Origin of the sequence: Sporosarcina luteola (assembly GCF_023715535.1) — a bacterium.
GTDB lineage: Bacteria > Bacillota > Bacilli > Bacillales_A > Planococcaceae > Sporosarcina > Sporosarcina luteola_B.
On sequence record NZ_JAMBOI010000001.1, the window covers coordinates 713,292 to 727,415 of the forward strand.

Annotated in this window: 20 protein-coding genes; 6 read left to right on the forward strand and 14 right to left on the reverse strand. The window is 45.1% G+C overall.

From position 1 onward, the window contains the following. Positions 1–82 precede the first annotated feature (82 nt). Together M3191_RS03310 and M3191_RS03315 are read right to left on the reverse strand one after the other, a co-directional pair. Positions 83–1,168, reverse strand: coding sequence for an AI-2E family transporter (locus tag M3191_RS03310; protein ID WP_251698008.1), 1,086 nt, complete (start codon positions 1,166–1,168; stop codon positions 83–85). 99 nt (positions 1,169–1,267) lie between these two features. Beyond that, positions 1,268–2,116, reverse strand: coding sequence for a VOC family protein (locus M3191_RS03315; RefSeq protein ID WP_251698009.1), 849 nt, complete (start codon positions 2,114–2,116; stop codon positions 1,268–1,270). Between the two features lie 103 nt (positions 2,117–2,219). On the opposite strand from M3191_RS03315, the gene M3191_RS03320 reads away from it, so the two are divergent. Then, complete coding sequence (locus M3191_RS03320) at positions 2,220–2,552, forward strand: winged helix-turn-helix transcriptional regulator (protein WP_251693032.1); 333 nt, start codon at positions 2,220–2,222, stop codon at positions 2,550–2,552. A gap of 40 nt (positions 2,553–2,592) precedes the next feature. Here the strand turns inward: M3191_RS03320 and M3191_RS03325 are convergent, their stop codons facing one another. From M3191_RS03325 to M3191_RS03335, 3 genes are all read right to left on the reverse strand, one after another. Then, on the reverse strand, positions 2,593–2,928 hold the full coding sequence (locus tag M3191_RS03325) for a L,D-transpeptidase (protein ID WP_251698010.1): 336 nt from the start codon (positions 2,926–2,928) through the stop codon (positions 2,593–2,595). A gap of 429 nt (positions 2,929–3,357) precedes the next feature. Continuing rightward, a complete protein-coding gene (locus tag M3191_RS03330; RefSeq protein WP_251698011.1) occupies positions 3,358–3,912 on the reverse strand; it encodes a nucleotidyltransferase domain-containing protein in 555 nt (184 codons plus the stop codon). Between the two features lie 137 nt (positions 3,913–4,049). After that, positions 4,050–5,099: an ATP synthase beta subunit C-terminal domain-containing protein gene (locus tag M3191_RS03335; protein WP_251698012.1), complete on the reverse strand. Its 1,050-nt coding sequence runs from the start codon at positions 5,097–5,099 to the stop codon at positions 4,050–4,052. A 198-nt stretch (positions 5,100–5,297) separates the two neighbouring features. Between M3191_RS03335 and M3191_RS03340 the strand changes: the two genes are divergently transcribed. Both M3191_RS03340 and M3191_RS03345 read left to right on the forward strand, forming a co-directional pair. After that, positions 5,298–5,438 (forward strand): hypothetical protein, encoded by a 141-nt coding sequence (locus M3191_RS03340; RefSeq protein WP_251693024.1) that lies wholly within the window; start codon positions 5,298–5,300, stop codon positions 5,436–5,438. Between the two features lie 117 nt (positions 5,439–5,555). Then, a complete protein-coding gene (locus M3191_RS03345; protein WP_251698013.1) occupies positions 5,556–5,753 on the forward strand; it encodes a hypothetical protein in 198 nt (65 codons plus the stop codon). A 40-nt stretch (positions 5,754–5,793) separates the two neighbouring features. Here the strand turns inward: M3191_RS03345 and tatC are convergent, their stop codons facing one another. The 4 genes from tatC to M3191_RS03365 are packed head-to-tail and all read right to left on the reverse strand — an operon-like array spanning position 5,794 to position 9,394. Further along, complete coding sequence (gene tatC, locus M3191_RS03350) at positions 5,794–6,687, reverse strand: twin-arginine translocase subunit TatC (RefSeq protein WP_251698014.1); 894 nt, start codon at positions 6,685–6,687, stop codon at positions 5,794–5,796. A gap of 12 nt (positions 6,688–6,699) precedes the next feature. Then, the gene (tatA, locus tag M3191_RS03355) at positions 6,700–6,894 is read right to left on the reverse strand and encodes a twin-arginine translocase TatA/TatE family subunit (RefSeq protein WP_251698015.1); all 195 of its coding nucleotides are present in this window, start codon (positions 6,892–6,894) and stop codon (positions 6,700–6,702) included. A 19-nt stretch (positions 6,895–6,913) separates the two neighbouring features. Then, positions 6,914–8,626: a GMC family oxidoreductase gene (locus M3191_RS03360; protein ID WP_251698016.1), complete on the reverse strand. Its 1,713-nt coding sequence runs from the start codon at positions 8,624–8,626 to the stop codon at positions 6,914–6,916. A 15-nt stretch (positions 8,627–8,641) separates the two neighbouring features. Beyond that, positions 8,642–9,394: a gluconate 2-dehydrogenase subunit 3 family protein gene (locus tag M3191_RS03365; RefSeq protein WP_251698017.1), complete on the reverse strand. Its 753-nt coding sequence runs from the start codon at positions 9,392–9,394 to the stop codon at positions 8,642–8,644. 130 nt (positions 9,395–9,524) lie between these two features. Between M3191_RS03365 and M3191_RS03370 the strand changes: the two genes are divergently transcribed. Continuing rightward, positions 9,525–10,562: a PQQ-dependent sugar dehydrogenase gene (locus M3191_RS03370; RefSeq protein WP_251698018.1), complete on the forward strand. Its 1,038-nt coding sequence runs from the start codon at positions 9,525–9,527 to the stop codon at positions 10,560–10,562. 24 nt (positions 10,563–10,586) lie between these two features. On the opposite strand, the gene M3191_RS03375 is transcribed toward M3191_RS03370, so the two are convergent. Next, positions 10,587–10,982 carry a hypothetical protein gene (locus M3191_RS03375; protein ID WP_251698019.1) on the reverse strand — a complete coding sequence of 132 codons (396 nt, stop codon included), beginning with the start codon at positions 10,980–10,982 and terminating at the stop codon, positions 10,587–10,589. A 208-nt stretch (positions 10,983–11,190) separates the two neighbouring features. Here M3191_RS03375 and M3191_RS03380 point away from each other — a divergent pair, with 208 nt between their 5' ends. Next, positions 11,191–11,391 carry a CsbD family protein gene (locus M3191_RS03380; RefSeq protein ID WP_251698020.1) on the forward strand — a complete coding sequence of 67 codons (201 nt, stop codon included), beginning with the start codon at positions 11,191–11,193 and terminating at the stop codon, positions 11,389–11,391. A gap of 49 nt (positions 11,392–11,440) precedes the next feature. Here M3191_RS03380 and M3191_RS03385 read toward each other — a convergent pair whose 3' ends face one another. Continuing rightward, positions 11,441–11,629 (reverse strand): hypothetical protein, encoded by a 189-nt coding sequence (locus tag M3191_RS03385; RefSeq protein WP_251698021.1) that lies wholly within the window; start codon positions 11,627–11,629, stop codon positions 11,441–11,443. 141 nt (positions 11,630–11,770) lie between these two features. Between M3191_RS03385 and M3191_RS03390 the strand changes: the two genes are divergently transcribed. After that, positions 11,771–11,998 carry a hypothetical protein gene (locus tag M3191_RS03390; protein ID WP_251693004.1) on the forward strand — a complete coding sequence of 76 codons (228 nt, stop codon included), beginning with the start codon at positions 11,771–11,773 and terminating at the stop codon, positions 11,996–11,998. Between the two features lie 100 nt (positions 11,999–12,098). Here M3191_RS03390 and M3191_RS03395 read toward each other — a convergent pair whose 3' ends face one another. From M3191_RS03395 to M3191_RS03405, 3 genes are read right to left on the reverse strand one after another with little or no spacing between them, the layout of a single operon-like run. Next, complete coding sequence (locus M3191_RS03395; protein ID WP_251698022.1) at positions 12,099–12,881, reverse strand: ABC transporter permease; 783 nt, start codon at positions 12,879–12,881, stop codon at positions 12,099–12,101. After that, positions 12,878–13,780: an ABC transporter ATP-binding protein gene (locus tag M3191_RS03400; protein ID WP_251698023.1), complete on the reverse strand. Its 903-nt coding sequence runs from the start codon at positions 13,778–13,780 to the stop codon at positions 12,878–12,880. The genes M3191_RS03395 and M3191_RS03400 overlap by 4 nt, the downstream gene beginning before the upstream one ends. Continuing rightward, positions 13,777–13,977, reverse strand: a complete 201-nt coding sequence (locus tag M3191_RS03405; RefSeq protein ID WP_251692998.1) for a PLDc N-terminal domain-containing protein — start codon at positions 13,975–13,977, stop codon at positions 13,777–13,779. The genes M3191_RS03400 and M3191_RS03405 overlap by 4 nt, the downstream gene beginning before the upstream one ends. Between the last annotated feature and the right edge of the window lie 147 nt (positions 13,978–14,124).

The following is a 14,124-nucleotide window of genomic DNA, read 5'->3' on the forward strand; positions in this document are numbered from 1 at the left end:
ATTGTATTATATCATTTCAAAATCGCAATCTGAAAGAAATGAAAATACCGGTATTGGTTTTATCCAATACCGGCGTTTATTGTCAGCCTTGCACATCCTTTGTAGCTGCATGTTTGATCTTTCTACGTTGGTCGTATATATTGCGTACAATCACTTTTCCGACTGCATATACAGGCACGCCAACGATAATACCGACGAAACCGGCGATATTGCCCGCTGCAAGGATGATTGTAATAACAGTGAGCGGGTGAATGTCGAGCGATTTGCCCATGACGTTCGGCGTGATAAGATTGCTGTCGATTTGCTGGGCTACGAGTGTCACGATCGCTACACCGATGACAAGTTTAGGTTTATCCATAAAAGCGATGATAAGAGCCGGCGCAACCGCAATCCATGGTCCGATGAAAGGAATCAAGTTCATGAATAGCGCGAAGATGGCAAGAAGCAATGCGTATTCAAGACCTAATATTAAATATCCGATGAAGATGAGAGTTGCCAGGATTGTACTGATCAGGAATTGTCCCTGAATGTAAGAACGCAGTACGTTGTCAATGTCGCTCAAGGTTTTTTTAACCCATTCACGCCGCTCGCCACTGAACAGGTCGTAAATGATCGGTGCAAACTTTTCATGGTCCTTCAACATGAAAATGAAGAAGAACGGCACCAATATAAGCAGGAATATCGCTTGGAAGAAGGATTGTAAAAATTGGACGATCCATTTTCCGAAATTCACAGCAATTGCCTGAATCGTATCTGTGGCACTGTCGATTGACCCTTGCAGGCTAGGAGGTAAATAATCTTCCAGATTACCGAACATACTTCTCATATCATCGAATTTCTTCGACAAGGTTGGCGCGTTTTCGACAAGATTATTCACCTGTCTCGTTACATGGGGGCCTATGATGGAAATGAAAATTGCCAGTACGATGACCAAGCCCGCCAAGATGATCAGAATACTTCCCCAACGCGGGATATTACGACTTTCCAGGAAACGTTGGATCGGTTCAGTCATGTAATAAAGCACACCACCGAGCAGCAATGGCAAAATAATCGCTTTTATAATAATGATGACCGGCGCAAATATGAAACTGATTTCCATGAAATATTTTATGATTAAGATGGCCAATAAAATGCCGACACCAACTTGGAACCAAAGCTTCTTTGTCAATTTCCCACGTCCTTTACCGTCTACAATAGTGTTTATTCAAGTATACGGTTTATTACGGTTGGTGTCGAAAAAAGTTTCACTATTATCGGTTTCAATTTTTTATCGGTGAAGACGCAGAATGATTCCATTTCCAGACGGATCTTCCGTTATAAATTGGCCTGGTTTGGATTCCACAATAGCACCTGATTCTTCAATTTTTCCGATTGCCGCAGCCAAAGTCGTTTCGTCAGGATAGACAAGTGTGTAAGCTTGAAGACCTGCGCTTTCTTCGGACGGTCGGGGCGCTCCTGCTCCATTCCACGTATTCAGTCCAAGATGATGGTGATAATTCCCCGTCGACATGAATAATGCTTGCGGATAATGTGTGGCAACTCTGAAACCTAACGCTTCATAAAATGCTTGTGTCTCTGGAAGGCTTGCGACGTGGAGATGGACATGTCCCATGAGTGTTCCTTCGGGCAGACCATTCCATTCCTCATTCCCGCTTTCTTCAACAATAGCTCTTGCATCAAGCGGGTCCGTGCTCATCGCGACGAAATCATTTTGCCATTTCCAAGTTTCCGGTTCCCGATCACGGTAAATCTCAATTCCGTTTCCGTCAGGATCGGATAAGTACAGTGCTTCACTCACGAGATGATCTGAAGCCCCAAGGCGTACTTCGTTCTCTGAAAAATGCTTAATCGCTTTTCCGAGATCTGCTCGTGTCGGCAACAAAAGCGCGAAATGATATAGCCCTGTTCGTCTTGGCTCTTTCGGATGTATTTGCTCCGGTTGCTCCATTACGAGCAACGGATTTTTGCCATCGGCTGTTAAGATTACGCGATTATCATCCTTTTCCAACACGTCGAATCCGATGATTTCTGTATAGAAGCTTGTCAATTTGTTCAGGTCAGTCACTTTCAAAACGACTTCCCCTGTGTATATATGTGGCGGTTGATGAAAATTCATTGTTTATTCCTCCCAGTAAGTTACTTACTTTATGTAACTAACTTTATATGCTATAATGTAGTTTGTCAACAAATAAAGATTTTATGTGAAAGGATTTTGGCATATGAATGAATTCGAGCTATGTCCACGCTTTGAAAAGACTGTCTCCATCTTGAGCCAGAGATGGACTGCGTTGATTTTATACCAACTCATGTCCGGTCCGCAGCGCTTTTGCACGATGACCGACAAATTGGGAGTGAGCGGAAAAACGTTGACGGAACGGCTGAAGGATTTGGAGCAGCGCGGGTTCGTCGTACGCGAAGTATATCCCGAAACACCGGTGCGCATCGAGTATTCATTGACGGAGAAGGGAATGTCTTTGACGCCGATAATGAAAGAGATTGAAGAGTGGTCGAAGGAATGGGTTGAACTTGATTCCCCAACCACAACGAAATGAAGCCGATTGCACCCAAGCAACCGGCTTTTCATCTATATTCTTACTTATGAATGACGACCGTCGTTCCTAACAGCACTTCCTTGGACAGCTCCAGGACATCTTTGTTATGCATCCGGATACAGCCGCGCGACACGTTTTTCCCGATGGAAGAAGGATTATTTGTACCATGGATCCCGTAATGGGGTTTGGATAGCCCCATCCAATAAGCACCGAACGGACCGCCAGGATTCAGCTGCTTATTAATGATTTTAAATGTCCCGATCGGCGTAGACGTCACAATCCTCCCTACGGCGATCGGATACTTTTTCAGCAATCGATCTCCATCAAATAGTTTTAACTCATGCTTTCCAACGGAGATATCAATCCAACGCACCATTGCCTTCCCGCCTTCTTAAAAAAGGATTGTTTCTAATAGGATACGGTAAAGGATTTCGGCGGACTGGGCGTGGGGGGATTTCTTTGGACGCAAAGCGGATCACTTTGGACGGGCGGAAGACTGCTTTGGACGCATAGCGGGCAACTTTGGACGCATGGAGAGATTCTTTGGACGCAGGGAGGCTTACATTGGACGCGCAAGGGTGCTCTTTGGACGTGGGACCGCTCTTTTTGGACGCGCGAAAAATATAATTTAAAAACCGAGCGCAGAATAGCGATCGGCATCCATTTTCATTCATTAAATTGAATATCGCCTGCTTCCTTGACGCGCGCAAACCATTTCAGCACTCTATTATTATGATCAATGACCTGTCGGGCGGAAAGGCTCCCAGAATTCCACGTACTATGGGTATCTACGACTAACGTGACATCATTGTCTATACTGAATGTCTTCTCGTAAATGGGAAATCCACGGATGGCCGGGTACATGAATTTCAAGTGCACTGCGAAGCCATTGACGATCTTTATCGCCTAGCAATTCCTTCACAACATGGAAATCAGCGTGGTCCTTCTCTCGCGGATTTTTCGCTTTGTATAGAAGGACAACCGCCGGATGCAAATAAGGAATGCCTTCGTCGGAAACTGGGAATAGCATTGAACTTGGACAAGTGATTGTCGGATCACGTCTAAAAACCCACCGCTCATTTTCCACTTCATTCAACAAGAATTCCAGACGTTCCTCGCTTCTCTTATGGTTGCCGTGTAATTCATGGATCGGCAGCTCAAGCATTTCCAAATCCCAATCAAGGAGTTCCCCATTGACCGCTTTTTGAAAGGACCAATCGGCTAATACATTCTTCAACCTGCGTTGATCTTCTCGAAGTACAGCGATTTCAATGTCCGAATGTGCCCGTGTTTCATTCCCGACAAAAAGATCTATTGCCCATCCACCCGCGATTCCCCAAGGACGATCATAGCAGCCCATCCATTCCGCCACTTTTCGACATGAACGAAAAATTTGAATCCCCCCTACTATTTTTCACGTAAAAAGGAGCGACAATGTCACTCCTTGAAAGCTTATTTATACTTTATCCGAAACAATATCACTCTTACAACTATATTTTATAATTTTCCGACACAACTTAGGCTTTCAATACCTTGTGAATCAAATGAGCCATCCAATATCGCTTGCACATCTTTCAAGGTATCTTGAAGACCAACAGATTGACCCTTTTGCCCGGTGTACTCTTCCGCCACATAGAACGGTTGGGTCAAATACGCCTCCAAGCGCTCTCCGCGTTTATAAGTTTGCACTTCGGACGACGGCAGCTTCTCTTCCCCGCCTACAGTTACAAGTGAACGTAGCTCCCGGTAACGCCGTAGTAATTTTTGTGCTCGTTGTTGAATGAAGAAATGATTCTGATCCATATGCGAGCCTTCCAGTACAGATGAAGTGGAGGAAATCGGATTGACTGCAGGATATCGGTGTCTTGCCGATAGATCGGCGTCGAATTGCCAAAGCGTTTCAAGTGGGCCATATGGTAATTCTTCGTCCACTGCCTCTCCTGTCAGATCCAATAGGAACGTCGTGACTGTGTCCATACCGATTTGCTGTAAATGTTCTTGCAGCTCATAGATTCCACCTGCCACTACATGACTTTTGTCTGCCGCAAATGCTATTTCCTTTTCAATACCGAGGGCCGCCATTTTTTCATACGTTTCGTCAATCGTTTTTGTTGTGACATCCACATTTTCCAAAATATCTTCCAGCTCCGGGTAATTTCCTTCGGGCATTAAGAGGAATGTTGTATAACCCTCACGCTTTAACCGATAGAATAATTCACTCAAGACAACAAGTTGGCCCATTTGCTTCCGCGCGACTAAACCGACTGTCCCGCCTTTTGCCAACGGTGCGAATAAATCCAATGTTTTAATCTTTGTTTCGATCATCTCGATCTTCTCCCCCCGGATTATCAATTCATCCAAACTGCACTCCGCCAAATCCGCAAGCGCTACAAGCGTCCTCACTTCCGATTTACCGACTGAAATTTTGCCCGTACACAAATTCGAGACTGTAGCTGGGCGCAGCCCGACCGATTTAGCTGCGCTCGTCAAATTCGGCACCCTTCTCCTCAGCAGTGAAACATTCAATCGAAGATTATCTCTTTCCACATTATCACCCCTTACTTTGTATAGTAATTTATTTTATTCCAAAGCGCAATAAATAGTTACTCTATAACGTAATTTATTTTACAATAAAAAAGACGTTAATATTTCGGTACTGGACTTATTGAAAAATCCGGATAGAAATAACGAAGTAGGGAATCTTAACAATGATCCAAAATCCAATGTGGGGAAGGTGACGTTTTTATGAATAAAATGGCGATAGCGGCATTAGGGATCGGAGCGGCTTTTCTTATGAGAAATAAAAAAGTCCGAGGAAAGCTGATGAGGCAGTTCGAATCGCTCGCAGAACCATTCACCTCAAAAAATGGATCACCTTATTCATAAGTATCTTTCTCACGGGAAAATCGGCATCCTTTACGGGTGCCGTTTTTTTGTGTCTTTGTTTAGACTCTATCAAATCGGGAAAGTATTTTATAAGCAAAAAATTAGGAGGTAACGTTGATGAATAAAAAAATGGCATTGACCGCTCTTGGGTTAGGCGCAGCATATTTGATGAGAAACAAGGACGCACGAAACAAGTTATCGAAGCAGTTTGATTCATTCGGCTCTACGCCTACGAGAGGCGCGAAAGGCTCTCGCACTTCCACTACCACTTCACCCAACCGAAACAAAGGATTGCTGGGCGGTTTATTCAGCTGAAATAAACAGGAGAGGGCGCATGAAATTGCGTCCTCTCCTTTTATTCATTCACCGCAATATTGCGCCTCTCCATGTGAAGAACGATATAAATGCTCGCCTCGTACAGCAAGATCATCGGGATAAGTATGATGAGCTGGCTGACGAAATCGGGTGGGGTGATGAGCGCAGAGACAACTGCCAGTATGAGATAGGACCACTTTCTCACTTTGCGTAATGTGTGAGCTGTCAATACTCCGATTGCGGCCAGGAACATGGCGACGATTGGCAGCTCGAACAAGAGCCCGATCGGCATCGTCGTCATAAGCAGGAACTTCGCATATTCCTGTGCAGACACCATCACAGTGAAGTTTACGGCTCCTAATGATACGAGGAAGCCGTAACTCAGTGGATTGACGACGAAGTAGCCGAATGCCAATCCACCGAGGAATAAGAGGAACATGACTGGCGAATACAGGCTAAGAAACTGCTTTTCCTTCAAGTGAAGCCCCGGCTTCACGAATTGCCATAAGAAGTGGCATAGGAATGGGAGCGATAATCCAAATGCTAAAGCGGTTGAGATGGACATGTAGAATACGACGACTTCCATCGGTCCAAGGACAATCAATTCATGCCCTCTCGTGGCAATTGGAACCCATAAGTTTACCGTCGCAAATACACCGACAAAAAAGGAAATGAAGACAACAGCACTTTTAATAAGCTGTTTGCGCAAATCGGTCAGGTGCTCGACAAGTGTTGGATCGTTGTCCGACTTCCCATTGTTGCTATCCGGCGTTTCAATAAAAAGTTCCGGCTTCTGCTGCCCCGAATCCGATTCCATCTCAACTTGCTCCTCTAACAGAGGCATCTTATCTTGTTGACTATCTTGCTCCCGCTGTACTGTCATCTTATCAAGAGGGCTTATTATTTTTCGATTATGATCTCCGTACGGATCCATTTCATCACCTGCTTACGAAATATCCGTTTTCTTTGGCGTATCCTTTACTTCTTCATCTTCAAGTATGTCGCGGGCTGATTTTTTGAATTCTGCCAATGTCTTACCGACCGCAGAGCCGACTTCCGGTAACTTTCGAGGCCCGAATAAAATAAGGACGATGACTAAGATAATAATTAATCCAGGAACGCCAATAGCTGCTAAATTCATATGAAACTTCTCCCTTCATTCACACGAGTGAACCGCCGTTCTTGCTGTACTTCAAAATGGCTTCAGCAGTGCGATAAGCCAATGCCCCAATCGTTCCAGTCGGGTTATAGCCGCCATTATGCGGGAAGTTCCCCGCACCGACGACGAATAGATTTTCGGCATCCCAATGCTGCAAATAGGTGTTGACAACACTATTGGCTGGATCCGTGCCCATGATTGTTCCACCCGTATTATGTGTCGTTTGATAAGGAACTATGTCATAGTCTGAAATAGGATTTCCAGGGACTACGGTTTTCGCACCCATTTCCTTCATAATCTCCGCAATCCGGTCAGTAAGGTACTTATGCATATTCCGGTCCTGTTCCGTGAAGTTGTACGTCAGCTGCAAAAGCGGTACGCCGTATGCATCACGATAGTCTGGGTCAAGCGACATGAAGTTTTCCTTATGCGGCATGGAAGCACCTTGACCGCCAATCGATAACATGCGAGTATAATTTTCAATCGATGCCTTTTTGAAATCTGAGCCCCACGCCGGGGTTTCCGGCGGAACCGGATTTATCTGTATCGGCCTGTATCCGGTTTGCGTAATTGAAATGCTCGCCCCGTGAATGAAATCGAGATCGGAATGATCAAAACTGTCTCCATTGAAATCATCAATTGTCATGCCTAGAGCACCTGCACCCATGAATACATTCATCTGTTCATTGAAGAATCCGGTTACGGTCGGTAAAATTTGATATCCATAATTTTTACCCAGTGTTCCTCTTCCCGTGTCGGGATTATATTGCTCACCGATTTTGGAGACCATAAGTAGTTTTGCATTGTTCATTACATAACTTGTGAGGACTACCACTTCGGCAGGCTGGATGAACTCCTCGCCTGATTGCGTGTCTACATATCTAACACCCGTCACTTTGTTCCCCGACTTTAGAACCTCAACGACGTTCGCATGAAACGTAATATCGAAGTTCCCAGTTTTCATGGCTGTTGGGACAACAGTAATTTCCGGAGATGTTTTTGCCCCATATTCACAGCCGAATCGTTCACAAAATCCGCAGTACTGGCAAGCGCCGATTGTTTGGCCATCCGGGTTTTCGTATACTTCAGACAGGTTCGCGGACGGTAACATGTATGGATGGTAGCCTAAAGAAGTAGCGGCATTTTCAAACTTTTTCAGAATAGGCGTCTTTTTCATCGGCGGTGTCGGAAACTCCGAGGAGCGCTTACCCGCGAATGGGTTTGTGTTTTCTCCCGATATGCCTGTCGTTTTTTCGTACTTGTCAAAATACGGCTCCAATTCGTCGTACGTAACTCCCCAATCCTGCAGTAAGTAATCTTTTGAAAGTTTGTTTTTCCCGTATTTTTTCTCGGTCATTGTCTTAATTTGAAAATCGTAAGGCAAGAAGCGGAAAGTGTGGCCATTCCAGTGTGTTCCCGCACCGCCAAGACCCTCGCCAAGGAGAAATGAACCCAACTGCCTCATTGGGAGCGCACGCATTTTACGATGGTTGCGAAACGTAATCGTCTCCTTCGACAAATCCTGCATCAGTTCATAGCGTATTGCATACCGATATTCATCATGCACCATTAGATAATCTTCAGTACCCCGCGGTTTCCCTCTTTCCAACCCGCGTACTTTCAACCCCGCCTTTGCGCATTCGGCTGCGATAATGCCGCCCATCCAACCGACTCCTACCGTTACTACATCAACCTTATCCAATGTTTTCGCCATCAGTTAATCCCTCCGTCAATGCTGCATACTGCTAATTGATTTTGGTTCGATCTTTTGAAACTTCTCTTCTTCGATTACATTGATATATGCCATTTGATGGCCAGGGAATCCTTTCATCCGCCACCCATCCATGTTCGTATTGCCGTTATAGATCGGATCGGCATAAGCTCCTTCCAATGTCGCTTGGCGGAGCAGCCGGAAAAAGAATTCCGACGATACACCTTTCATCTCCACTTCGTTTTTTTGGATGGAAGTGAGAATCTCATCCATTTGCCCGCCATCCAACTCGGTAAATCCTTTCTGATATCGTTTCTGCGCCTCATCTTCCATCATTGCAATTCCCTGTCGGAAAATCTCTGCCCGAGTCAGCCTGCTTTGATATCCTTGTGTCGCTTCCCCTGCAAAAAACGGACCTTGCATATACTCGCGCGCGTTGCTACCGTAGTTTCCCGCCAACTGGTTATCTATGAAATAAGGAACACCAAGACCGATTGCACCCGGTCCGAGATCGTCCTCCGGAAAAATCCGTTCAACGGCTTGTGAAAGTATATTGAAATCAGCACGTTTCGTGAAGAACATTAAGCCTTTCACCGAGGTCGTATCATGGTTTTCCGCGTTTTGCGTGCCACCCTTTGTTTGCACACCGTCTTTATTGACGTTATAGCCGACAAGACCCCCAATCAGTCCCCCTCCAACTAATGCCCCTGTGGCGATTCCTGTCGTTTTCAGGAAATCGCGCCTCGACACTCCTTTTTGTTCATTAGCCATTTTGTTTCCTCCTTCCTGTATGTGCCATCTAGCATGTCCGATTTTTTATAGGTTTCATACAATTCGAGCATAAATTATCCAATTGCGGTATATTGTTCTGAAATGAGGCCTTTGGAAGGAGATGTTTCAATTGAAGAAGCTTCTATTATTCATCATGAGTCTAGCGGTATTGGCGGGTTGTTCTTTGAATGGTGAAACGGCTGCAACCTATATTCCTGCCAAACGACTGGCCACGAATCTGGAAGCCCCCTGGTCTATTGCTTCGGACGGGGAACGCTTTTTCATTTCAGAGAGGGCTGGGGCGATTGTAAGAGTCGAGAAGAACGGGAAAACGAAACGGGAGGAAGTACGTCTGTCAGATCCACTTTCAAATGCTGCAGAAGCAGGGTTGCTGGGGTTTGTTCTTCACGATGATTTCGATGAATCCGGACTTGCCTACGCGTATTACACGTATAATTCGGACGGAGCTCCCGTCAATCGAATTGTGACGCTGAAGTACGCCGGAGAGGAATGGGAGGAGACGGAAATCCTTTTGGACGGAATTGAATCAGGGCCTGTCCATCACGGGGGACGGCTTGCATTATCACCGGAAGGGGTTCTTTTTGCCACGATTGGTGACGGAGCTGCTCCTGAAAATGCACAAGACCCGAATTCATTCAACGGTAAAATAGTAAAACTGCAGGATGATGGCAGTTTCACCATTGTCAGTTTGGGGCACCGCAATCCACAAGGGCTTGCATGGAATGCGGAGGGTGAACTTTATTCTTCGGAGCATGGGCAGTCCGCAAATGACGAAATAAACAAGATTGAGCAAGGTGGAAATTATGGGTGGCCCGAAATCGAAGGGATTGAGAGCAAGCAAGGCATGATTTCGCCGCTGCTCACTTCGGGGACAAACGAGACATGGGCGCCGTCCGGAATGACGTTTCACAACGGCCTGCTATATGTTGCGGCTCTCAGAGGGGAAGCCATTTTAGTGATTGACCCGGAAACGATGGAGATTGTAGAAAAAATTGAAGGCTATGGTCGGATTCGGGATATCCATTCGGACGGGGAGTCACTATACTTCATTTCCAATAACACAGATGGGCGGGGAAATCCTTCCGAATCGGATGATATTTTGTATAAGTTTGCGAACATCAAAAAAATAACAGATGAAGGAAGATAACATCACCTTCATCTGCCCATTGATTCATTCTTCAAAACTCAAAATAGGAATGCGGTCTTCCAAGATTACAACTTCGTCCAGCGGAAGATCGATTCGAAACTCATCTTTGCCGTAAGGACTGACAGCGACTTTCTTATAGGCAAATGGGTTATTCGTCACGAACGTCACCATCCCTGTCTCCTGCTCATAACTCTCCACCGCAAAACGATGACCCGACAGAATGGCATATGGGAAAACTTCATAAGCGTCTTCCAATTCATCCGTGCTGACTTCCTTGAATAAATGGCCATTCGTTCCCATTTCAACAAATCCTATTTCCTTGTCTTCCGGACTCCCAGACTGCAAAAAATATTTACGTCGTTGGGATACGATGGGATATTCTTTACCGTTCCAAACTGCAAAACGACCTTTTCTTATCATTCCATCTCCTCCAAGAAATGCTATATGTACACTTCTATTATATAAATCACTTAAAAATCGGGACAGGTAAGTTCATCCAGATTTTCGACATAATTTTCAAGGACTATCCACTCTTGCCAGTTCGGAAATCTTGATCCGTCAAATTTTTACGTTTGCCTTTTTCCCTATGGGGTATTTAAAAACTACTACTCTTTGAGGAGGTTTTATGATGAACGAAAGAGGAAACTCAGACAAGTTCAAAGGCGTCGTGAATAAAGTCAAAGGTGAAGCAAAAGACCAATTCGGCAATGCAACGGACGATCCAATGCTACAGGCTGAAGGAAAACTGGATAAACTGAAAGGCGAAGCACAGCAGGAAATCGGCGAATTCAAGGACCGTTTCGGCAATTACAAGAATGAGCGTCGCTAAAGTAACAATAGGTGGGCTGTCTCCTTAAAGGGAGGCAGCCTTCCCTTCATTATAAATGATCAGTATTGATTCGCGGGACAGTCCCGGCATTCTCATCCCTCGGCTGCAAGATGTTGTCGCCTGACAGCATTTCACCGCTGTCTGTCATTTGTGCCCTGCTATCCCTTTCCGTGTCTTCGACTTCTACAGCTTTATCGGTTTCCACGGTTTCGCTCCTACCGACGTATCTCTTTTCCACTTGTCAAACACTCCTTTTCTTCATTTATTTTTATTACTTTACCCCTAGATTCGACTGAAAACACATTTTATTTGTTTGTATTCAATGTTTAGTACAGGCAAATCACGTGAATAGAATAAGGAAAGAAAGGAAGTGCTTTCAATGAATAAGAAAAAACCCTTCACTTCAGAAGATCGAAAAAATGCCGAAGGTCCCTTTATGGACAACCCAGAGAATTTGCCGACTGACAAGGAGAGCATCTACGACATGCACGAGGATATGCAAACAGTCGATTCGATTCCATTGGAGGATGTAAGATTGGAAGAACATGAGGAAGACCATCACCGTGATACGAAAAGCAGTTCTTCCAGCGAGGAGAAATATAAATAATTGCAAAAAAGTAGAGGTGGAATTTCCAATCCCTCTACTTTTTAATGCAAACATTCATGTCGTTAGGTGTCGGTATTCCCCGGGAAATGTCAGATAACGATTAGACTAAGGTCTTGGCAGCATTCTTTTTCGCCATGTACATACCGAAAAAGACAAGTACAATAATGAGAATAGCCGTAAGTCCAACACTCATCCAATAAGCTGACTGACCATCAGATGCACCGAACACATTCGATGCATACGTACTCAATTTCCATGGGGAGACCGTCCAGTACGTGCCGAGTATACCGTCAATGACCTGGAAAACGAGCAGGACCAAAATTGATAGCCCCGCAGCCCCTCCCGTAGACATACAAGCGCTGAATGCAAGGACAACTGTCACAGCGAAAACCAACCATAAACTATAAGTCCCTAGAAACGCGAAGACTTCCCCTGCCGCCACTGAGTTGAATAAAATCTGGATATAATACCATGCCGCAAAAAAACCTAACCACATACTTGCCAACACAATCGCATTGACGACAATCCATTTACTAAGGAAATATTGACTAAACGACATCGGTCTCACGTATAGAAGCGTTGCCGTCCCGGTTTTTCGCTCTCCTGAAATTGATCCCATGAAAGCGAGGATGATAACGAGGATGCCGATCAACTGATATTGGCCCATTAATGAGACAAAAATATCTTCTCCCCGGAATTCCGGCCATACTAAATCTGCCCCTTCCGGCAGGTTACCAACGCTTTTCATAATTTCAGGGAGGAAATGGTTCGAGATCGGCTCTAGTATTCCAAAGATGACGAACACAATCGGAATCCAATACATTTTAAAATTACGGATGTTTTCCCGTAATTCCTTGTGCAATAATGCATTCAAGCTGCTCATTCCTCCACCGCCACTTTCATGAAAATTTCTTCCAAGCTAGCCGTCTGCAATTCCACTTTCCGTATATGCAGAGACTCTGTATGCAATAACGCTACCACTTCAGACGTACTTACCTCATCCTTGCCTGCATCGATGGATACTTGCTTCTTTTCCAATCTGACTGCCCAAGGGGAAAGTGCGGTAAACCTTTCAGCCTCTATGACCGACTCAAAATCGATGAGAATACGAGGGTTGGCGTATTTCTCGCGGATGGAATCGAGCGATCCATTTTCAACGAGGACACCTTTCCTTAGGAATAACAGTTGGTCAGTCATTTCTTCCGCATCATTCAAAATGTGAGTCGAATATAAAATTGTCGTCTTCTGTTGAAGTTCCTTCAATAAATTCATCACCTGGCGCCGTCCGACCGGGTCGAGCGCTGACACAGGCTCATCCAATAGCAGCAGCTCCGGTTCATGAACGATCGCCTGCGCCAATCCGAGACGTTGCTTCATCCCGCCGGAAAACGTTCCCGCCCTCTTTTTCATCGCATCCCCAAGTCCGACAAACTCAAGTGTCTTTTTCGCTTCCGCTAATGCCTTCCTTTTTTCGACACCACTCAACACTGCAGCCATCTCCGTGAATTCAAGTGCTGTCAGCCAAGGGAAGAATTTGGGGTATTGAGGAAGGTAGCCGATCGATGCCCGGATATCCGGCTTTGGTTTCCCTCGGAATAAAATGGATCCATTCGTTGGCGTGACAAGGCCCGCGAGCATGGATAATGTCGTTGTCTTCCCTGCTCCGTTCGGCCCGATCAATGCCGTGGACGTTCCTTCCGCCAATTCGAATGTGATCGAATCCACGGCTTTATGGCTCCCATAGTTTTTCTCTAGATCATGTACCTGCAGCAAATTGGTCATGATTGCTTCCTCCCGAAGATGAAATACAAAATCGGTCCAACGATGTTGACGAGCAATATAATGAAAATCCACATGATGAACGGCCCGTTTGTCCGCTGATTTCTGATGACATCAATCAAAGCGACAACTGCCAGGATGAGTTGAAGTACAAGAATCGGCAAAATTAGATTCCAAGGTATGTTTGCAAGTTCAGACATGAACGTCACAACCTCTCCGTTTGTTATAGATCGAGTATAACACGCTTGTTATATGTTGTATATAACAAATTAAAGTTTTTTAAAAATAGTGCACACTGTAATCACTGTTAATGGCGGACAGCTTATTTTGGACGCGTAAACACTTGC